We start from the raw sequence: 20648 nt of genomic DNA, 5'->3' as shown, positions 1-20648 counted from the left end.
TAACTGAAGAAATCCGCGCTTCTGCCGAGATATTCTTATAGCACTTGGCCTTCATGTCTCTTGTCAGTCGGTGTCGCAATGATGCAACCTTGCCGCAGGCAACAGTAAAGGGGCGAGAGCCCGGCGCGTTCAGCAAATTCGAAGCGAGTTTCCCTCAATGAAAAGCCAACCCGATGCCGCCAGCCGTATGGTGGCCGAGGTAGTGACGCAGTTGCCTGTGCCCTCGCGGCTCGGCATGCTGCGTTTCGAACGGCTGAATGAGCCAAGCTGGGCGCTGCTGTTTCTTGATCCCAATTGCGAACGCCAGTTCGGCCTGCCGGCCATGGAGCTGTGCGCTCTGGTCGGCTCGCCCTACGCCAGCCTGATGGAGCCGGAAGCGCGCTATCAACTGCACGATGCCATCCAGCAACAACTGAGCGAACACTCGCATTATCTGATCCGCTACACCCTGCACACCGCCACCGGCTCGCTGAGCCTGCTGGAAATGGGTGAACCCTTCAAACAACACAATCGACACCTGCTGCGCGGTTACCTGCTGGTGATCGACGGCTTGTTCGAAGACGATCCCCTGCTGCCGGCACTGGATCTGGAAACCCGGAACTCGCGCCTGCAAATTGCCCTGGAACTCAACCAGCGCGCCCAGCAGGAACAACTGCAGCATCTGGAACGGGCACGTGCCCAGCAGGACCTTATCCTGCTGCTGACCCGCCAGCGCTACAGCAGCAACAACTCCCTGAAAGAAGCCGCCGAGCTGATTACGCGCAGTGCCTGTGACATCTACGAAATCGACTGCGCCAGCCTGTGGAACCTCGAAGGCTCGATGCTGGTGCCCATCTCGGCCTATCACCGCACCCGCGAGGAATACCTGCTGCCGGCGCCCATCGACGTCAGCCATTTCCCCGATTACCTCGAAGCCTTGCACACCGGCCGCGCCATCGACGCCCACAACGCCATTCACGACCCGCGCACCCGGGAAATGGCCGAAAGCCTGCGCCCGCGCAATGTCAATGCGATGCTCGATGCCAGCATCCGCGTCGATGGCCAGGTGGTCGGCGTGCTGTGCCTGGAGCAAACCGGTGCCACCCGTGCCTGGCAGTCGGACGAAATCGCCTTTGCCGGCGAACTGGCCGATCAGTTCGCCCAGGTCATCAGCAATCACAACCGGCGCACCGCCACCAGCGCCCTGCACCTGTTCCAGCGCGCGGTCGAGCAAAGTGCCAACGCCTTTTTGCTGGTCAATTGCGACGGTGTGGTCGAGTACGTCAACCCGAGCTTCACCGCAATCACCCAATACAGCACCGAAGAAGTCCATGGCCAGCGGCTGTCGGAACTGCCGGCCCTGGAAAACCTCAGCGAACTGCTGTTCGACGCGCCCTCGGCGCTGGCCAAGAGCAACAGCTGGCAGGGCGAATTCAAGAGCCGGCGCAAAAACCTCGAACCCTACTGGGGCCAGTTGTCGATTTCCAAGGTCTATGGCGACAACCGCGAGCTGACCCATTACATCGGCATCTATGAAGACATCACCCAGACCAAGCTCGCCCAGCAACGCATCGAGCGCCTGGCCTACACCGACAACCTGACCAACCTGGGCAATCGTCCGGCGTTCATCCGCAACCTCGACGAACGCTTCGCCCGCGACACCGATACCCCGATCAGCCTGTTGCTGGTGGACATCGACAACTTCAAACGGATCAACGACAGCCTCGGCCACCAGACCGGCGACAAACTGCTGATCAGCCTGGCCCGACGCCTGCGCAACAGCCTTATCCCAAGCGGCAGCCTGGCGCGTTTTGCCAGTAACGAATTCGCCGTGCTGCTGGACAACAGCGACCTCTCGGTGGGCCAGCAAGTGGCCAATCAACTGCTGGCGACCCTCGACAAACCGATGTTCGTCGACAACCAGTTGATCAGCGTGACCGGCTCCGTGGGCCTGGCCTGTGCACCGCTGCACGGGCGCGACCCGCAAACCCTGATGCGTAACGCCGGCCTGGCGCTGCACAAGGCCAAGGCCAACGGCAAGCATCAGGTGCAAGTATTCACCGAAGCCCTGAACGCCGAGGCCAGCTACAAGCTGTTTGTCGAAAACAACCTGCGTCGCGCCCTGACCCAGAACGAACTCGACGTGTTCTACCAGCCCAAGCTGTGCCTGCGCAGCGGTCGCCTGCTGGGAATGGAAGCGCTGCTGCGCTGGGATCACCCGGAAAAAGGCATGATCCGCCCGGACCAGTTCATCAGCGTCGCCGAAGAAACCGGCCTGATCATTCCCATCGGCAAATGGATCGCCCGCCAGGCCTGTCGCAAGAGCAAGGAACTGACGGCTGCGGGGCTGGGCAATCTTCAAGTGGCGATCAACCTGTCGCCCAAACAGTTCTCCGACCCGGACCTGGTGGCCTCGATCGCCAATATCCTCAAGGAAGAAGCCCTGCCCGCGCACCTGCTGGAGCTGGAACTGACCGAAGGCCTGTTGCTGGAAGCCACCGAAGACACCCACCTGCAACTCGACCAGCTCAAGCGCCTGGGCCTGACCCTGGCCATGGACGACTTCGGCACCGGTTATTCGTCGCTTAGTTACTTGAAAAAATTCCCGATCGACATCATTAAGATTGATCGAAGCTTCATCCACGAAATCCCGGACAACCAGGACGACATGGAAATCACCTCCGCGGTGATCGCCATGGCCCACAACCTGAAAATCAAGGTCGTGGCTGAAGGCATCGAGACGGCCCAGCAGCTGGCCTTCCTGCGTCGCCATCGTTGCGACGTTGGTCAGGGCTACCTGTTCGACAGACCAATCCCGGGCTGCGAGCTGATCGAAAAGCTCAAACGCTACCCGCGCGGCCCGATCGCCTGACCTGCGGCACCCATGGACCTGTAGGAGCGAGCTCCTACAGGGTTAGTGCGTAAATGGCCGGTATTGGGCACACTGGCGATCTGATTATTTACATCTCAACCTGACTGAGAGGACTGATAATGGTTCTGCGCTCGGAAATTCTGGTGAACAAAAACGTGCTCCCTACTAAAGAACAAGCTCTGCCCGGCCGCGAAACCCCGATCAAGGTGCCGGACGAACACTTCGTCAACCACAACCCGCTGCTGGGTCCGTTCCCCGGCAACGTCGAATTCGCCATCTTCGGCCTGGGCTGCTTCTGGGGCGCGGAGCGTCGATTCTGGCAGCGTGAAGGCGTGTACAGCACCGCCGTAGGTTATGCCGGCGGTTTCACGCCGAACCCGACCTACGAAGAAGTCTGCTCGGGCCTGACCGGCCACAGCGAAGTCGTGCTCGTGGTCTACGAGCCGGAAAAAGTCAGCTACGAAGAGCTGCTGAAGATGTTCTGGGAACTGCACAACCCGACCCAGGGCATGCGCCAGGGCAACGACATCGGCACCCAGTACCGCTCGGTGATCTACGCCACCAAACCAGAGCAACTGGAAGCGGCGAAGAAGAGCGCTCAAATATTCCAGGCCGAACTGACCAAGGCCGGCAAAGGCACCATCACCACTGAAATCGATGAAGCCCCGACCTTCTACTACGCCGAGGCGTATCACCAGCAATACCTGGCGAAAAACCCTGAAGGCTATTGCGGGATTGGCGGTACGGGCGTCACCTGCCCGATTTAATCGGCCAACAAACCTGTAGGAGCGAGCCTGCTCGCGATGGTCGTTAACGATAACGCGCACTTTCTGATTTAACGCGTTGCCTTTGCGTCCATCGTCGGAACGCCGCCCGGAGCAATCTCGCTCCTACAGGCACAGAATCAACTCTCGGCAATCAACCAATCCATGCGCCACCCGCCCTGGGTCTGACCAAGCTTCTCGGACAACCACGGCAGCAACTCACGCAACTCTTCCTCCAGCCCCCACGGCGGATTGGCAATCGCCAGCCCGGAACCGTTCAGGCTGTTGGGCGTATCCAGCGGATGCACCAGCAACTCCACCCGCAGCAACTTCGGCGCGCCCGTGCCGGCCAGGTCCTGATAGAAACGGCGCAACGCACGCTGATCCTTCACCGGGTACCAGATCGCCGCCACGGTTTGCCGCATCCGGCCAATCGCCTCTTTCAGGGACGCCGCGCAACGCTGCATCTCATCGAGCTTCTCGAACGGCGGATCGATCAACATCACCGCACGCTTCTCTTGCACCGGCAACATCGCGCGCGGCACATGCCAGCCTTCGCCCAGGTGTACCTTGACCCGACGATCACCGGCCATGTTGTCCTTGAGCAGTACGCCGTCTTCCGGGTGCTTCTCATTGAGCAGCACGCGATCCTGCGCACGGGTCAGACGCCGCGCCAGCTCCGGCGAGCCCGGGTAATAGCGCAACTGCCCATCCGGGTTCATTTCGTGCAGCACCTGCATGTAATCGGCGGTCAGGATCGGCAGATCCGGCTGATCCCACAAACGCGCAATGCCCTCCAGGTACTCACCGGTACGACTGGCCTGATCGCCCTGAAGGTCATACAGGCCAATGCCGGCGTGGGTGTCGAGATAGGCAAACGGCTGCTCCTTGCGCGACATCAGGGCGATGAGGCGGGTCAAGGTCAGGTGTTTGAACACATCGGCGTGATTGCCGGCATGGAAGGCGTGACGATAATTCATGGCTGCTCCTGCGAAGGCCGGGAAGTTTACCTTTTACCGGCCGGCAAGTCAGGGGTTGGCGACAGAGTGGTTCACCCAACCACTGTGGCGAGGGAGCTGGCTCCCGCTGGGTTGCGAAGCGCCCCCAAGACCTGCCAATCGTGTTTCAACTGGCACACCGCACGCTCCCTCGCCACCGAACCGTGCTCGATGCTACTGCCCAGGCCGAGCCCGCAACCGCCTCCCAACCACATCCAGCACATCGCAGCCATCGCGCAACGAAATGGCGCAGAGCAAGGCGAAGTCGCTGAGGATGAAGGACTCGCACTCGATCGAACCGCGCATGGACAGGTTTTCAAGCACCTGGGTGACAGCGCGAATGCGGTGATTGGCCGCGTCATACAAAACATCGAGTGGCGCGTGGGTGTCGACGAACAGGGTGGGCATGTCGCTGCAATTGCTGGTCAATGCCATGAAGCGGTTGTCGGGATGGGCGGTCGGTTTTTCGTAGGGGGGATCGGGATGTATGGTTTTCATTTTTTAACCTCTGGTAGAAGCGGGGCTACCATCGGCCTTCCTACGGGCTTGGGTGGCAGCCATACGCGGGGTAGGAATATCGAGACCAGGGAACTCGACCACGCCGAAGCGTGCCCGCGCACAGCCGCCGCAACAGATCTTACGGACGCACGTTAGTGGCCGCAAATCAGGTGTCGACGCCAAAGCGTTTCAACTGGTCTTGACGGGTTCCTACACCCCACCACTGAATGGTCAGTGACCGCCAAAGACTACCCATGAAACCGAAGCTCCAACAGTTCACGGAAACCGTTACGTTTTGAAGGAAATGTCCGAAGACCTTGCCCGGAAAATTCGCAGCGCCCCCCATCCACTAAAGAGATGTGAGACTGCCAGGTAGTCATTGCGCGAAAACATGCGTTTGTTCGTGACGCCTGCCGGGGGCGTGCTCATCGATTGTCCTTGGGTTAAAGGTCAATCGCGCCGGGGCGATCCTCGCCGAGCGAGCTGTTTTTGATCAGGTCGCGGCAGCCATGGGCATGCGCCATCACCCCAACTCCCGCTCCGCCTGCGCGGCCAGTTCGGCCTCACGTTCGGCGATGGCGGCTTCCAGTTCCGGGGAGCGTTTGGCCCATTGCTCGGGAGGCAGGGGTTTTGACCATTCGATGATGTCGGGATAGGGCAGGTCGGGCGGTGGATTCAGTTTCCAGCGTTCCAGCACGTCGATCAGCAGGGTGTTGAAAATGAAGATCCCGCAGAACCCTTCCCACAAGAGGGTTAAAGGCCAGCCTCGCAATTTCGCGGCTTTTACAAGATCGTCCAGATAGGTCGCCCATATTCCCTTAGACCAGTCGAAACGTGCCGTCTGATCCTCGACAGCTTCTGGCCCGATCTCCATGTAACTGCGCATGCACTCCCACAACGCCATCGCTGTGGTCCCGCCGCCGCAGTTGAAGCCCAGTGAATAGTGCTTGTTGTCTTCCTTGGCCTGCGGGTCCGGATTTTCGAAACCAATGATCAACAGACCCATGGTGGTTCGACCAGCCTGACTCACCGACGACTGCTGGGTGGCGGCGGCGGTCACGGTTTCCCATGGGACGATCCAGTATTCGCCATCGTCGCGCGGGACGCAGACCTCTCGGCGTTGGCGGTTGAAGCGCACAGGCAAGGGGACTTCGCGGAAGAGGCCTTGGATCAACAAAAGAATCGGGATGACCATGATGCAGGCCCCCAACACCAATGCATCTGGATCCTCGAAGAAATAGGCCAGCCCCAGAAACAGCATCACCATCGGCCACATCACCATCACCGCCGAGCCGATGCTGTAGTTGCCAACATCCAAAAACACCTCGTTTTTGCGCCAGATGACGTTGAGCACATCGGAGGGTTTTCTACCCGTGGGGATGGGCAACGGCGCCAGGTAGTCATTGCGCGAAAGCAGCCGTTTTTTCGTGCTGCCTGCCGGCGGCGTGCTCATCGTTTGCCCTTGGGTTGCAGGTAAATCGCACCGGGGTTGCCCTCGCCGAGCGGGTAGTTCGGAACCCGATCCAGCTCAGGCGTCGGGTCCGCCCAGAGTGCGGTCACGCCCGTTGAGTGATTCAGGGTAAAGGCCAGCCCTCGCTCGCCGCCGATGAAGCGTTGGGCGCCGAGCATGGCGGTCAATGGCGTGCGATAGCGCACACGCAGGGAAACGGTGGCGGGTTGGGAGCTCAGAACATTACTCAGAGTGTTGAACGGGCCACTCAGGCGCAGGCCTCGGGTATGCGCCGTCACGCCAACTCCCGCTCCGTCTGCGCGGCCAGTTCCGCCTCGCGTTCGGCGATGGCGGCTTCCAGTTCCGGGGAGCGTTTGGCCCACTGCTCGGGAGGCAGGGGTTGTGACCATTCGATGATGTCGGGATAGGACAGGTCGGGCGGTGGATTCAGTTTCCAGCGTTCCAGCACGTCGATCAGCAGCGTGTTGAAAATGAAGATCCCGCAGAACCCTTCCCACAAGAGGGTTAAAGGCCAGCCTCGCAATTTCGCGGCTTTTACAAGATCGTCCAGATAGGTCGCCCATATTCCCTTAGACCAGTCGAAACGTGCCGTCTGATCCTCGACAGCTTCTGGCCCAATCTCCATGTAACTGCGCATGCACTCCCACAACGCCATCGCTGTGGTCCCGCCGCCGCAGTTGAAGCCCAGTGAATAGTGCTTGTTGTCTTCCTTGGCCTGCGGGTCCGGATTTTCGAAACCAATGATCAACAGACCCATGGTGGTTCGACCAGCCTGACTCACCGACGACTGCTGGGTGGCGGCGGCGGTCACGGTTTCCCATGGGACGATCCAGTATTCGCCATCGTCGCGCGGGACGCAGACCTCTCGGCGTTGGCGGTTGAAGCGCACAGGCAAGGGGACTTCGCGGAAGAGGCCTTGGATCAACAAAAGAATCGGGATGACCATGATGCAGGCCCCCAACACCAATGCATCTGGATCCTCGAAGAAATAGGCCAGCCCCAGAAACAGCATCACCATCGGCCACATCACCATCACCGCCGAGCCGATGCTGTAGTTGCCAACATCCAAAAACACCTCGTTTTTGCGCCATATGACGTTGAGCACATCGGAGGGTTTTCTACCCGTGGGGATGGGCAACGGCGCCAGATAGTCATTGCGCGAAAGCAGCCGTTTTTTCGTGGTGCCTGCCGGGGGCGTGCTCATCGTTTGCCCTTGGGTTGCAGGTAAATCGCACCTGGGTTGCCTTCGCCGAGCGGGTAGTTCGGAACCCGATCCAGCTCAGGCGTCGGGTCCGCCCAGAGTGCGATCACGCCCGTTGAGTGATTCAGGGTAAAGGCCAGCCCCCGCTCGCCGCCGATGAAACGTTGGGCGCCAAGCATGGCGGTCAATGGCGTGCGATAGCGCACACGCAGGGAAACGGTGGCGGGTTGGGAGCTCAGGACATTGTTCAGTGTGTTGAACGGGCCGCTCAGGCGCAGGCCCTGGGTATGCGCCATCACGCCAACTCCCGCTCCGCCTGCGCGGCCAGTTCGGCCTCGCGTTCGGCGATGGCGGCTTCCAGTTCAGGGGAGCGTTTGGCCCACTGCTCGGGAGGCAGGGGTTTAGACCATTCGATGATGTCGGGATAGGACAGGTCGGGCGGCGGGTACAGCTTTTTCCTTTGCAGGTAGGTGGCGAGTGGAGCATTGAAGATAAATATGCCGAATATTCCTTCCCACAGCACTGTTAAAAACCAGCCGCGTTCTTTGGCTTTATCGTTCAGGTAATCGATGTAGTAACGCAGGTTGGCGCCGGAGTTAAGCGCCGCAGCCTCCGGTGCGGCTTCCGGACCAACCTCCATGTAGCTACGCATACACTCCCACAACGCCATCGCCGTAGTCCCGCCGCCGCAATTAAAGCCCAATGAATAGTGCTTGTTGTCCTCCCTGGCCTGCGGGTCCGGATTTTCAAAACCAATGATCAACAAACCCATCGTGGCTCGACCAGCCTGATTCACCGACGACTGCTGGGTGGCGGCTGCGGTCACGGTTTCCCACGGGACGATCCAGTACTCGCCATCGTCGCGCGGGACGCAGACCTCTCGGCGTTGGCGGTTGAAGCGCACGGGGAGCGGGACTTCGCGGAAGAGGCCTTGGATTATAAAAATGGCTGGGATACCAGTGATCACCCCTCCCCCGATAAGAGTAAAGGTGCTCAGTTCAGGTGAAATGTTTCTGAGTCCATAAGCCAGAGATAAAAACAACATCACCCCCGGCCACAACACCATCACCGCCGAACCGATGCTGTAGCTGCCAACATCCAAAAACACCTCGTTTTTGCGCCAGATGACGTTGAGCACATCGGAGGGTTTTCTACCCGTGGGGATGGGCAGCGGCGCCAGGTAGTCATTGCGCGAAAGCAGCCGTTTTTTGGTGGTCCCTGCCGGCGGCGTGCTCATCGTTTGTCCTTGGGTTGCAGGTAAATCGCACCGGGGTTGCCCTCGCCGAGCGGGTAGTTCGGAACCCGGTCCAGCTCAGGCGTCGGGTCCGCCCAGAGTGCGATCACGCCCGTTGAGTGATTGAGGGTAAAGGCCAGCCCTCGCTCGCCGCCGATAAAGCGTTGGGCGCCAAGCATGGCGATCAATGGCGTGCGATAGCGCACACGCAGGGACACCGTGGCGGGTTGGGAGCTCAGGACATTGTTCACCGTGTTGAACGGGCCGCTCAGGCGCAGGCCCTGACCTTCCTTGAACGGTATCCACTGGCAGGCGCTGCTGGCCAGCCAGTGCGGCGTCAGGTCGCGCCAGGGACGCGGTAGTTTGAAATGGCCGGTACGGCTGTTTTTGATCAGGTCCCGGTAGTCCTGAGTATCCACCGGATCACCGACCATGCTCAGTTCCAGGTAGACACTGTCGGGCTCGGCACCTGGCAAGTCGAGGGTCAGGTGATTGATGGAACTGACGAAGGCGAGGCCGGAAGGCCCGTTAGCCCGGGTGGGCTTTGAGTTGCTTTGCATGCTGACCCGCGGCGCATAGAGGATGAAGTACAGCCGGTCGAGTTCGTCCTGCTGGGCCTTGGGCGGGATCGGCTGCAGATCCTTGGCCCGCGCCTTTGACCAGCAGCAGCGGTTCAGGAAGTTTTGCAGCGGGGTTTGCTGCAGGAGGCTGGTGATCAGGTGCAATACGCCCAGCATGAGAATCAGCCAGTTCAACGGTCCCATGTACAGCGTGTAACGCAAGATGGCGACATCGACGGTAATTGACCCTGCCAGGACACGAGCGGTGTAGCCAAACCCTAACAGCGCTTGAGTGCCGAAGGTCGCTATTTGTCCACCGACCACGGTTTGGCGCATCTCCAGCCACGGATCGACTCGGTTTTGGGCGCTCTCTATTTGTATTTGTAAGGACTTGAACTCTGCTCCTGCTGCAACAAATGACAATCCACCAATCACCCCGCCAAACAGAGTAAGTGCAGGTGCCGTTGAGCCATAGAAGTGAAATCGATCCCGCCCCAACCCCTTCCGCACCTGACTATCAACCACCGCCACCAACGCCGCCCCCGCATACAACGTCGCCGAAATAGTGTCATTGACCCGTCGGCTGTCCATCCCCTCCAGCCCCCCGGCCTGACTCAAATAGTTATTTGCATTGACCACGTTCAACAACAACGCCGCCAATGGCACCACCCCACCGCTGTTGACCACCACCGGCGATTGGGTAATCCACCCCATCTGCCCGGCGCCAATGGCCTTGCCGGTCGCCCTGGCCCAGTGGCCCAGCGCTTCGGCCTGCTGGCCCACCAGCTTCGCCACTGACCGGCCCGCCTCGGTGACAATCTGCAAGCGCGTGTCGTTGCCCAGGCGCGCGGCGACAAAGATGCCCATCCAGGAACGGCCGAGGCCGTTGTCACCCTTGAGCATCAACAGCGCCGCCGCCAACCGGTTGACCAGCACGCTCCATTGGCTGCCGACGTCACGGGCCATGTTGGCGATGTCGCGCAGGGTCGGTTCGCTCAATGGCGCCAGCGCCTGATGGGTCGCGCTGAGGTTGTCGGAGGCCAGGGCGGCCGTCAGCTCGCTCAGGCGCGAAGCGCTGTTCACGGCCGCATCGATGGAGGGTGTCCAGGCGTTGAACAGTTGCTTCAGGGCGCCGCCGTCAGGGGCGCGGATGTAGTCGGCGTATTGTTCGGCGCCCTGGGCGCGGAGGCACTGGGCGCTCAGGCAGCCAGTGGCCAGTTCGGTCAGCCAGCGGCGCGTCTCCCAGTCGTCGTAGTCGACAAACCAGGTGCCGCTGTGTGAGCGCTTGAGGTACAGGCCCCGGTCGGCGAACAGCGCGGTGTGACGCTGTTCCAGTTGCTGGTAATGCCCCGCGGCGGTCTGGGTGAACCAGGTGTTCATCGCCTCGAGATCGATGTACTCGCCGACCTTGGCACTGAGGTGATGGTTATTGAGGTTGGCGTGCTTTTCGGCGCGGTACTCGCGCACGAGAAATTCCGCTTCGTTGTACAGGTCGGGCGGAATAAAGGCCCGCACCGGCGCGACAATGGCGGCAATCCGGGCGTCGCGCTCGGCGGCCTGGGCCTGGGTGGGCTGCCCGCCGTATCGACGGGCCCGGGTTTCCGCCTGGAGCTCTTCATCCAGCCGATGCTGGGTGTCGAGCATGACCTGGCCCTGGGCGGGCGTGAGGTTGATCTCATGCTCCTTGTAGCGGTAGCTGATGGACCCGGCCAGTTCGGCGCCGTCTTCGTTGATCAGGCTGCGCACGAACCCGCCGATGCTTAGGCGCAGATTATTCTCGCCCAGCCATTTTTCGTGATTCGCCTCCAGCCATTCCTGTTCGTGATTGATGTCACGCAGCACACCAAGGTCGTCGTCGAGGCAGGCGAAGACGGCGAACAGTCCCTCGGTTTGTGCCATCGCGCTGTCCAGCCAGTCCTGAGTGCCCTGCCCTTCCCACGGTTCGGCGCTCCACTGGCCCGGCGGCTGGTCGCTGACGTCGGGGTGCAGGGCCAGGACGCGCTCGCGCTCGCGAGCACGGTGCATGGCGTCGGTGTAGGCCTTGATGTTGCCTCGCGTCGGGTCCTTCATCACGGCCTCGCCCAGCGCGTCGGTGTCCTCGGCACCCCGTTTCAGGTCAGCCTTCAGGGCGCGGGCGAAGGTCTCGGGGAGCAGTTCAGCCATCACCTCGGCGGCTTGCTCCAGCGGCGGGCAGTGTTCGGCTTGCAGTTCGTTGGCCACGGTGCGCAAGGCGATGTGGCGCATGTGTTCACGGCGCTTGGCGCTGCTGTCACTCAGCGCCTTGCAGCGCTCGGCGTTCAACGGGAATTCGCTGTAGAGCATCCAGGCATCGTGGATTTTTTCCAACGCCAACCCCGACAGGGGAGCGTTGAGCAGCAGGGTTTCATCCTCGTCCAGTGCCTGCTCCACGAACTGGCCGGAGCGCGAGACGCCATAACGCTTGAGCGGCCCCTGGTCCTGCCACAGATAAACAAACCCGGCACGCAGGCGTCGCACCGCCATGGGCCGGCCCTGGGTGGACACGCCGGGGACGCAGCAGGGGTCAGTGGCCTTTTCCTCGGCCAGGGCATAACGCACGGGCACGACGAAAAGCTCCGCCTGGCTGGCGGGGCACGGCATCAGCGTACAGTTGATATCGATGTGAGGCTGCGCCTTGGCGGCGCGCTCGGCCTGGGCGGCTCGATCAAGGCGGGCCAGTTTCTCTGCGATGGACTTCTTCTCGGGTGCACTGGTTTTGTCGCCTGGACCGATAGCCATGTCTTGATATCCCTCTCTGATCACCTCCCAGCCGTGGGAAGCCCGCCACTGTCAAGGATGAGTTACCCCGACTCGGGCATGAGGCGGGCTAACGCAAAGTACGTGCACACAGAGAGAATTCAAGACGACCAAGCAAAACCGGAAATATCCCACGAGAGGTAAAGAAAAAGGCGACAAAAAAGAAGTGCGAGACAATGCCCGAACAAAAAAAACGGCTCGCACCTTTAGGTTGCGAGCCGTTCTTTTATCAGAGATGGGAAGCGCGCTCCCCATCGCTTATCACTTGTTCAAACGGAAATCGGCCTCGGCAGCAGCGAAGCGCGAAAGCATGCCGCTGGTCGGATTACCCAGCTTGCTGACAATGTAGATCGCCAGGCTGGCGAAGATGAAACCAGGGATGATTTCGTACAGGCCCAGCAGTTCGAAGTGTTTCCACACGATCACGGTGATCGCGCCGACCAGGATACCGGCCAGTGCGCCGTTGCGGGTCATGTCTTTCCAGATCACCGAGATCAGCACGACCGGACCGAACGCAGCACCGAAACCGGCCCAGGCATAGCTCACCAGGCCCAGTACGCGGTTGCTCGGGTTGGCCGCCAGACCGATCGCGATCAGGGCAACCAGCAGCACCATGGCACGGCCGACCCAGACCAGCTCAACCTGGGAAGCGCTTTTACGCAGGAAGGTCTTGTAGAAGTCTTCGGTCAGGGCGCTGGAGCACACCAGCAATTGGCAGCTCAGGGTGCTCATCACCGCGGCCAGAATCGCCGACAGCAGGACACCGGCCACCCATGGGTTGAACAGGATTTTCGCCAGTTCGATGAACACGCGCTCATGGTTTTCGGTCACGGCACCGGCCACGTCAGGGTGAGCCGAGAAGTAGGCGATACCGAAGAAGCCTACGGCGACGGTGCCGCCCAGGCACAGGATCATCCAGGTCATGGAGATGCGACGGGCGTTGGCAATCGATTTGACCGAATCCGCCGCCATGAAACGCGCCAGGATGTGCGGCTGACCGAAGTAGCCCAGGCCCCAGCCCATCAGCGAGATGATGCCGATGAAGGTCGTGCCCTTGAGCATGTCGAAGTTGCTTGGATCTTGCGCTTCGATGGCCAGGAACGTGGTATCGACGCCACCGGTGGCCAGCAGCACGATGATCGGCGTCAGCAACAGGGCAAAAATCATCAGGGTGGCTTGTACGGTGTCCGTCCAGCTCACCGCCAGGAAACCGCCCACGAAGGTGTAGGCAATCGTCGCCGCAGCACCGGCCCACAGCGCGGTCTCGTAGGACATGCCGAAGGTGCTTTCGAACAGACGGGCACCGGCCACGATGCCGGAGGCGCAGTAGATGGTGAAGAACACCAGGATCACGACCGCAGAGATGATCCGCAGCAGCCCGCTTTTATCTTCGAAACGGCTGGCGAAGTAGTCCGGCAGGGTCAGGGCATCGCCGTTGTGCTCGGTCTGCACGCGCAGACGGCCGGCGACGAACAGCCAGTTCAGGTAGGCACCGATGATCAGGCCGACGGCGATCCAGCTTTCGGACAGGCCGGACATGTAGATGGCGCCCGGCAGGCCCATCAGCAACCAGCCGCTCATGTCGGAGGCGCCGGCAGACAGCGCGGTAACGACGCTGCCCAGGCTGCGACCGCCGAGGATGTAATCAGAAAGGTTGTTGGTGGAGCGATAGGCCATGAAGCCGATCAGCACCATGGCTGCGATGTAGATCACGAACGTGATCAGGGTTGGATTGCTTACGCTCATTAAGTGACGCCCTGGCTTTGTTTTTATGTAGCGGCGGCTGGTGAACCGTTCGCAAACGACGACGTTTGACAGACGATCCGGGATCCCGCGCATTTATGACTGATGTTTCCCCAGGAAAGCCATCAGCCGGTGCACCTGTCTTTTATAACGGGTTGCACCTTGGGGCGCGAATGCTATTCAACAAAGCAAATAAGGTGCAACCCATTTCTCGAGAATTAGTTGCACCTAATCGGGTTTTCAGGAAAAGCCGGCTTTTTTGCTCCCTTTTAGCGCAGTAGATACGACGCGATAGAAGCAAAAGCACCAAGCAGGCGCAGCACGTTCGTACCAGAATTTATTTCCTGACGAGCTGCTTAATATTCCGACAAAAAAGGGTTGCACCCGGTTGCACCTCTTTCGGCGCACGGCTAATCTTGCCGCCAGCTGATGCCACGCAGTCGTGGCAAACATGAGGATAAAAACATGGCTACCACCACCCTTGGGGTCAAACTCGATGACCCGACCCGCGAACGCCTCAAGGCTGCCGCGACTTCGATTGATCGCACGCCGCACTGGCTGATCAAGCAGGCAATTTTCAATTACCTGGAGAAACTCGAGGGTGGTGCAACCCTGACCGAGCTGAACGGTTTGACCAGCAAGGACGCTGACGACACGGGCGAAGTCCATGTCGACCACGCGCACCAGTGCTTCCTCGAATTCGCCGAAAGCATCTTGCCGCAATCGGTGCTGCGCGCCTCGATCACCGCTGCGTACCGTCGCCCGGAACCGGAAGTGGTGCCAATGCTGATCGAGCAGGCTCGCCTGCCGGCACCGATGGCCGAAGCCACCAACAAACTCGCCGCCTCGATTGCCGAAAAACTGCGCAATCAGAAGAGCGCTGGCGGTCGTGCCGGCATTGTTCAAGGCCTGCTGCAGGAATTTTCCCTGTCGTCCCAGGAAGGCGTGGCGCTGATGTGCCTGGCCGAAGCGCTGCTGCGTATCCCGGACAAAGGCACTCGTGACGCGCTGATCCGCGACAAGATCAGCACCGGCAACTGGCAGCCACACTTGGGCAACAGCCCTTCGCTGTTCGTCAACGCCGCGACCTGGGGCCTGTTGCTGACCGGCAAACTGGTCTCTACCCATAACGAAACAGGCCTGACCTCGTCCCTGAGCCGCATCATCGGCAAGAGCGGCGAGCCGATGATCCGCAAGGGCGTCGACATGGCGATGCGCCTGATGGGCGAGCAGTTCGTCACCGGTGAAACCATCGCCGAAGCCCTGGCCAACGCCAGCAAGTTCGAAGCCAAGGGTTTCCGTTACTCCTACGACATGCTCGGCGAAGCCGCGCTGACCGAACACGACGCCCAGAAGTACCTGGCCTCGTACGAACAAGCCATCCACTCGATCGGCAAAGCGTCCCACGGTCGCGGGATTTATGAAGGCCCGGGCATCTCGATCAAGCTGTCGGCCTTGCACCCGCGCTACAGCCGCGCGCAATACGAGCGCGTGATGGACGAGCTGTACCCGCGCCTGCTCTCGCTGACCCTGCTGGCCAAGCAATACGACATCGGCCTGAACATCGACGCCGAAGAAGCCGACCGCCTCGAGCTGTCGCTGGATCTGCTCGAGCGCCTGTGCTTCGAGCCGCAACTGACCGGCTGGAACGGCATCGGCTTCGTGATCCAGGCTTATCAGAAGCGCTGCCCGTATGTGATCGACTATGTGATCGACCTGGCTCGCCGCAGCCGTCATCGCCTGATGATCCGCCTGGTAAAAGGCGCGTACTGGGACAGCGAAATCAAGCGCGCCCAGGTCGAAGGCCTGGAAGGCTATCCGGTCTACACCCGCAAGGTGTACACCGACGTGTCCTACATCGCTTGCGCACGCAAACTGCTGTCGGTGCCGGAAGTCATCTACCCGCAGTTCGCCACGCACAACGCCCACACCCTGTCGGCCATTTATCACATCGCCGGTCAGAACTATTACCCGGGCCAGTACGAGTTCCAGTGCCTGCACGGCATGGGTGAACCGCTGTACGAACAAGTCGTAGGCAAGGTTTCCGAAGGCAAGCTGAACCGTCCGTGCCGCGTGTACGCTCCGGTCGGTACGCACGAAACCCTGCTGGCGTACCTGGTACGTCGCCTGCTGGAAAACGGTGCGAACACTTCGTTCGTCAACCGCATTGCCGACCAGTCGATTTCGATTCAGGAACTGGTGGCCGATCCAGTGGCCAGCATTGAGCAAATGGCGACGCTGGAAGGCGGCTTCGGCCTGCCGCACCCGCGCATTCCGCTGCCGCGTGACCTGTACGGCGCCGAGCGCGCCAACTCCAGCGGCATCGACATGGCCAACGAACATCGCCTGGCCTCCCTGTCCTGCGCCCTGCTGGCGACCGCGCATAACAACTGGAAAGCCGCGCCGATGCTCGGTTGTGCCTCCAGCACTGAAACACCTGCGCCGGTCCTGAACCCGTCCGATCTGCGTGACGTGGTCGGCCACGTGCAGGAAGCCACCGTCGAAGACGTCGACAACGCCATCCAGTGCGCGCTGAACGCCGCACCGATCTGGCAGGCCACCCCGCCCGCCGAGCGCGCCGCGATCCTGGAGCGTGCCGCCGATTTGATGGAAGGCGAGATTCAGCCGCTGATGGGCCTGCTGGCTCGCGAAGCCGGCAAGACCTTCGCCAACGCAATCGCCGAAGTGCGTGAAGCCGTGGACTTCCTGCGTTACTACGCAGTGCAGGCGCGCAACGATTTCACCAACGACGCGCACCGTCCTCTGGGCCCGGTTGTGTGCATCAGCCCGTGGAACTTCCCGCTGGCGATCTTCAGCGGCCAGGTCGCCGCTGCGCTGGCAGCCGGCAACCCGGTATTGGCCAAGCCTGCGGAACAAACCCCGCTGGTCGCCGCTCAAGCCGTGCGTTTGCTGCTCGAAGCCGGGATTCCGGAAGGCGTGCTGCAACTGCTGCCGGGCCGCGGCGAGACCGTCGGTGCCGGCCTGGTGGGCGATGATCGGGTCAAGGGCGTGATGTTCACCGGCTCCACCGAAGTCGCTCGTTTGCTGCAACGCAACATCGCCGGCCGCCTCGACAACCAGGGCCGTCCGATTCCGCTGATCGCCGAAACCGGTGGCCAGAACGCGATGATCGTCGACTCTTCGGCACTGACCGAACAAGTGGTGATCGACGTCGTATCGTCGGCCTTCGACAGCGCCGGCCAGCGTTGCTCGGCCCTGCGGGTGCTGTGCCTGCAGGAAGATTCCGCCGACCGCGTCATCGAAATGCTCAAGGGCGCCATGGCTGAAAGCCGCCTCGGCAACCCCGAGCGCCTGTCCGTGGACATCGGCCCGGTGATCGACGCCGAAGCCAAGGCCGGCATCGAGAAGCACATCCAGGCCATGCGCGACAAAGGTCGCAGCGTGTACCAGGTGGCCATCGCCGACGCCGAAGAAATCAAACGCGGCACCTTCGTGATGCCAACGCTGATCGAACTGGAAAGCTTCGACGAACTGCAACGGGAGATCTTCGGCCCGGTGCTGCACGTGGTTCGCTACAAGCGCAAAGACATCGATCAACTGATCGCTCAGATCAACGCTTCCGGCTACGGCCTGACGCTGGGCGTGCATACCCGCATCGACGAGACCATCGCCAAGGTGATCGACAACGTCAACGCCGGTAACGTCTACGTCAACCGCAACATCGTCGGTGCCGTGGTCGGCGTCCAGCCGTTCGGCGGCGAAGGCTTGTCGGGTACCGGTCCGAAGGCTGGTGGCCCGCTGTACCTGTACCGCTTGTTGTCGACGCGTCCTACGGATGCAATCGAACAATCCTTCGCACGCGGCGACGCCATCGCAGCACCGGATGCTCGCCTGCGTGAAGCCATGAGCAAGCCGCTGACCGCCCTCAAAGCCTGGGCCGACAGCAACAAGTTCGCCGACCTGAGCGCCCTGTGCACGCAGTTCGCCGCCCAATCGCAAAGCGGCATCACCCGCCTATTGGCTGGCCCGACCGGCGAGCGCAACAGCTATGCGATCCTGCCGCGCGAGCACGTGCTGTGCCTGGCGGAAGTCGAAGGCGATCTGCTGACGCAACTGGCGGCGGTATTGGCGGTAGGCGGTTCGGCGGTATGGCCGGAAGCTGAACTGACCAAGGCCTTGTTCGCACGCTTGCCGAAGGAGATTCAGGCGCGCATCAAGCTGGTTTCCGACTGGAACAAGGATGAAGTGGTGTTTGATGCGGTTCTGCATCATGGCCATTCCGATCAGTTGCGTGCGGTCTGCCAACAAGTGGCCAAGCGTGCCGGTGCCATCGTTGGCGTGCAGGGTCTGTCGCAAGGTGAAACCAACATTGCGCTGGAGCGCCTGGTGATTGAGCGCGCATTGAGCGTCAACACCGCTGCGGCGGGTGGTAACGCCAGCTTGATGACGATCGGTTAATACCGATGAACCGGGCAGCCGCAATGGCTACCCGGTACGCAATACCCCTGTGGGAGCGAGCCTGCTTGCGAAGACGGAGTGTCAGTCGACATCAATGTTGCCTGACCCACCGCTTTCGCGAGCAAGCTCACTCCCACAGTTGTTTTGGGGTGTTTGCTAAGCCGGCGCTCGGCTCCACCATCACGCTCATCAATCATCCTGTTCAGCCTTTATTCCCCCGCCTAGACTCGGCCCATCCCAATAAAAGGTAGGTCGCCATGTCCGAGACGTTGCTCAGTTCCCGCAATCTGGCTTTCGAGCTGTATGAAGTCCTCGATGCCGAGGGCCTGACCCAGCGTGAGCGTTTCGCCGAGCACAACCGCGAAACCTTCGATGCCGCGCTTGGCACCGCCCGCAACATCGCCGAGAAGTTCTTCGCCCCACATAACCGCAAGGGTGACGAGAACGAGCCACGCTACGAGGACGGTCGGGCGATTCTGATACCGGAAGTGAAACCGGCGGTGGATGCCTTTCTTGAAGCCGGCTTCCTTAATGCGGCGCGCAGTTTCGAAGCGGGCGGCATGCAGCTTCCGACACTGTTGTCCCAGGCCTGCTTCGCGCATTTCCAGTCGGCCAACGCGGCGTCGACTTCGTACCCCTTCCTGACCATGGGCGCGGCGAACCTGATCGAAAGCTTCGGTACCGAGGAGCAGAAGCGCCGCTTCCTGCAACCGATGATCGACGGCCGCTTCTTCGGCACCATGGCCCTGACCGAACCCCATGCCGGCTCATCGCTGTCGGATATTCGTACCCGCGCCGAACCGGCGTCTGACGGCACTTATCGACTCAAGGGCAACAAGATTTTCATCTCCGGCGGCGATCACCCGCTGTCGGAAAACATTGTGCACATGGTGCTGGCCAAGCTGCCGGACGCACCGGCCGGGGTGAAAGGCATTTCGCTGTTTATCGTGCCCAAATTCCTGGTCAACGATGACGGCAGCCTCGGCCAGCGTAACGACGTATTGCTCGCCGGGCTTTTCCACAAGATGGGCTGGCGCGGCACGACCTCTACCGCGCTGAATTTCGGCGATAACGGCGAGTGTGTCGGCTATCTGGTGGGCAAGCCGCACCATGGCTTGAGCTACATGTTCCAGATGATGAACGAAGCACGGATCGGCGTCGGCATGGGCGCGGTGATGCTCGGTTATGCCGGCTACCTGTACTCGCTGGAGTACGCCCGCGAGCGTCCGCAGGGTCGCGTGCCAGACAGCAAGGACCCGAACACCGCACCGGTGGCGATCATCCAGCACGCCGACGTCAAACGCATGCTGCTGACCCAGAAGGCTTACGTCGAAGGCTCGTTCGACCTCGGCCTGTACGCCGCTCGACTGTTCGACGACACCACCACCCTGGAGACCGAAGCCGAGCGCAAGCAGGCCCATGAGCTGCTGGATTTACTGACGCCCATCGTCAAATCCTGGCCGTCGGAGTTTTGCCTGAAGGCCAACGAACTGGCGATCCAGATCCTCGGCGGCCACGGCTATACCCGCGAATACCCGGTGGAGCAGTACTACCGCGACAACCGCCTGAACCCGATTCACGAAGGCACCCACGGCATTCAGTCGCTGGATTTGCTGGGGCGAAAACTGGCGCAGAACGGCGGCGCAGGGCTCAAGCAACTGATTCGCCTGATCGCCGATACCGGCAAGCGAGCACACGCGTTCGAATCGCTGACCGCACTGCGCGAGCCGCTGGAGAAACTGGTGGCGCGCCTGCAAACCGTAACCATCGGTTTGCTGACCGATCTGGGCCAGGGCAAGGTCAACAGCAGCCTGGCGAACTCGGCGCTGTATCTGAAAGTGTTCGGGCATACGGTGATTGGCTGGCGCTGGCTGGAGCAGGCGATCCGCGCCGAGGAAGGACTGGCCAAGGGCAATGCGGCGGATGTGAGCTTCTATAAAGGCAAGCTACAAGCGGCCCGGTACTTCCTGACCTGGGAAGTGCCGGCTTGCCATCATGAACTGGCGATTCTTGAGGCCCGGGATGATGTTTGCCTGGGCATGCAGGATGAGTGGTTCTGATCCAAGCCTTGTGGTGCTGCTGACACTCATTCGCGAGCAGGCTCGCTCCCACATTTGAACGCGTTGCGCGAACC

General features: G+C 61.0%; 13 protein-coding genes. 4 read left to right on the top strand and 9 right to left on the bottom strand.

From position 1 onward, the window contains the following. Positions 1–157 precede the first annotated feature (157 nt). Together ACGJAX_RS08290 and msrA are read left to right on the top strand one after the other, a co-directional pair. Complete coding sequence (locus ACGJAX_RS08290; protein WP_390958333.1) at positions 158–2851, top strand: EAL domain-containing protein; 2694 nt, start codon at positions 158–160, stop codon at positions 2849–2851. 119 nt (positions 2852–2970) lie between these two features. Next, complete coding sequence (gene msrA / locus ACGJAX_RS08285) at positions 2971–3618, top strand: peptide-methionine (S)-S-oxide reductase MsrA (protein WP_247258040.1); 648 nt, start codon at positions 2971–2973, stop codon at positions 3616–3618. Between the two features lie 137 nt (positions 3619–3755). Here the strand turns inward: msrA and ACGJAX_RS08280 are convergent, their stop codons facing one another. The 9 genes from ACGJAX_RS08280 to putP form a co-directional block, all read right to left on the bottom strand. Further along, complete coding sequence (locus ACGJAX_RS08280) at positions 3756–4595, bottom strand: 23S rRNA (adenine(2030)-N(6))-methyltransferase RlmJ (protein WP_247258039.1); 840 nt, start codon at positions 4593–4595, stop codon at positions 3756–3758. Positions 4596–4787: 192 nt separating this feature from the next. Continuing rightward, positions 4788–5111, bottom strand: a complete 324-nt coding sequence (locus ACGJAX_RS08275; RefSeq protein WP_247258038.1) for a hypothetical protein — start codon at positions 5109–5111, stop codon at positions 4788–4790. A gap of 523 nt (positions 5112–5634) precedes the next feature. Continuing rightward, complete coding sequence (locus ACGJAX_RS08270; protein WP_390958330.1) at positions 5635–6564, bottom strand: hypothetical protein; 930 nt, start codon at positions 6562–6564, stop codon at positions 5635–5637. Next, the gene (locus ACGJAX_RS08265) at positions 6561–6860 is read right to left on the bottom strand and encodes a hypothetical protein (RefSeq protein ID WP_247258036.1); all 300 of its coding nucleotides are present in this window, start codon (positions 6858–6860) and stop codon (positions 6561–6563) included. Before ACGJAX_RS08265 ends, ACGJAX_RS08270 begins: the two co-directional genes overlap by 4 nt. Beyond that, positions 6857–7786 carry a hypothetical protein gene (locus ACGJAX_RS08260; RefSeq protein ID WP_390958328.1) on the bottom strand — a complete coding sequence of 310 codons (930 nt, stop codon included), beginning with the start codon at positions 7784–7786 and terminating at the stop codon, positions 6857–6859. Before ACGJAX_RS08260 ends, ACGJAX_RS08265 begins: the two co-directional genes overlap by 4 nt. Continuing rightward, positions 7783–8079, bottom strand: coding sequence for a hypothetical protein (locus tag ACGJAX_RS08255; RefSeq protein ID WP_390958326.1), 297 nt, complete (start codon positions 8077–8079; stop codon positions 7783–7785). The genes ACGJAX_RS08260 and ACGJAX_RS08255 overlap by 4 nt, the downstream gene beginning before the upstream one ends. Then, on the bottom strand, positions 8079–9020 hold the full coding sequence (locus ACGJAX_RS08250; protein ID WP_390958324.1) for a hypothetical protein: 942 nt from the start codon (positions 9018–9020) through the stop codon (positions 8079–8081). The genes ACGJAX_RS08255 and ACGJAX_RS08250 overlap by 1 nt, the downstream gene beginning before the upstream one ends. Beyond that, complete coding sequence (locus ACGJAX_RS08245) at positions 9017–12334, bottom strand: toxin VasX (protein ID WP_390958322.1); 3318 nt, start codon at positions 12332–12334, stop codon at positions 9017–9019. The genes ACGJAX_RS08250 and ACGJAX_RS08245 overlap by 4 nt, the downstream gene beginning before the upstream one ends. 279 nt (positions 12335–12613) lie before the next feature. Then, positions 12614–14098 (bottom strand): sodium/proline symporter PutP, encoded by a 1485-nt coding sequence (putP, locus tag ACGJAX_RS08240; RefSeq protein WP_090328352.1) that lies wholly within the window; start codon positions 14096–14098, stop codon positions 12614–12616. Between the two features lie 462 nt (positions 14099–14560). On the opposite strand from putP, the gene putA reads away from it, so the two are divergent. After that, entirely contained in the window at positions 14561–18514 is a 3954-nt protein-coding gene (gene putA / locus ACGJAX_RS08235) for a trifunctional transcriptional regulator/proline dehydrogenase/L-glutamate gamma-semialdehyde dehydrogenase (RefSeq protein ID WP_247257873.1), read from the top strand. Positions 18515–18771: 257 nt separating this feature from the next. Beyond that, complete coding sequence (locus tag ACGJAX_RS08230; RefSeq protein ID WP_390958319.1) at positions 18772–20574, top strand: acyl-CoA dehydrogenase C-terminal domain-containing protein; 1803 nt, start codon at positions 18772–18774, stop codon at positions 20572–20574. Positions 20575–20648: the final 74 nt, after the last annotated feature.

Source organism: Pseudomonas moorei (assembly GCF_042846945.1).
Lineage (GTDB): Bacteria > Pseudomonadota > Gammaproteobacteria > Pseudomonadales > Pseudomonadaceae > Aquipseudomonas > Aquipseudomonas moorei.
The sequence above is the reverse complement of the archived record's forward strand: the minus strand, read 5'-3'. Positions and strand labels throughout refer to the sequence as shown.

Excerpts from the sequence above, each read along its gene's own strand:
- ACGJAX_RS08290 (WP_390958333.1), top strand. The coding sequence starts at position 158 with ATGAAAAGCCAACCCGATGCCGCCAGCCGTATGGTGGCCGAGGTAGTG.
- msrA (WP_247258040.1), top strand. The coding sequence starts at position 2,971 with ATGGTTCTGCGCTCGGAAATTCTGGTGAACAAAAACGTGCTCCCTACT.
- ACGJAX_RS08280 (WP_247258039.1), bottom strand. The coding sequence starts at position 4,595 with ATGAATTATCGTCACGCCTTCCATGCCGGCAATCACGCCGATGTGTTC.
- ACGJAX_RS08275 (WP_247258038.1), bottom strand. The coding sequence starts at position 5,111 with ATGAAAACCATACATCCCGATCCCCCCTACGAAAAACCGACCGCCCAT.
- ACGJAX_RS08270 (WP_390958330.1), bottom strand. The coding sequence starts at position 6,564 with ATGAGCACGCCGCCGGCAGGCAGCACGAAAAAACGGCTGCTTTCGCGC.
- ACGJAX_RS08260 (WP_390958328.1), bottom strand. The coding sequence starts at position 7,786 with ATGAGCACGCCCCCGGCAGGCACCACGAAAAAACGGCTGCTTTCGCGC.
- ACGJAX_RS08255 (WP_390958326.1), bottom strand. The coding sequence starts at position 8,079 with ATGGCGCATACCCAGGGCCTGCGCCTGAGCGGCCCGTTCAACACACTG.
- ACGJAX_RS08250 (WP_390958324.1), bottom strand. The coding sequence starts at position 9,020 with ATGAGCACGCCGCCGGCAGGGACCACCAAAAAACGGCTGCTTTCGCGC.
- ACGJAX_RS08245 (WP_390958322.1), bottom strand. The coding sequence starts at position 12,334 with ATGGCTATCGGTCCAGGCGACAAAACCAGTGCACCCGAGAAGAAGTCC.
- putP (WP_090328352.1), bottom strand. The coding sequence starts at position 14,098 with ATGAGCGTAAGCAATCCAACCCTGATCACGTTCGTGATCTACATCGCA.
- putA (WP_247257873.1), top strand. The coding sequence starts at position 14,561 with ATGGCTACCACCACCCTTGGGGTCAAACTCGATGACCCGACCCGCGAA.
- ACGJAX_RS08230 (WP_390958319.1), top strand. The coding sequence starts at position 18,772 with ATGTCCGAGACGTTGCTCAGTTCCCGCAATCTGGCTTTCGAGCTGTAT.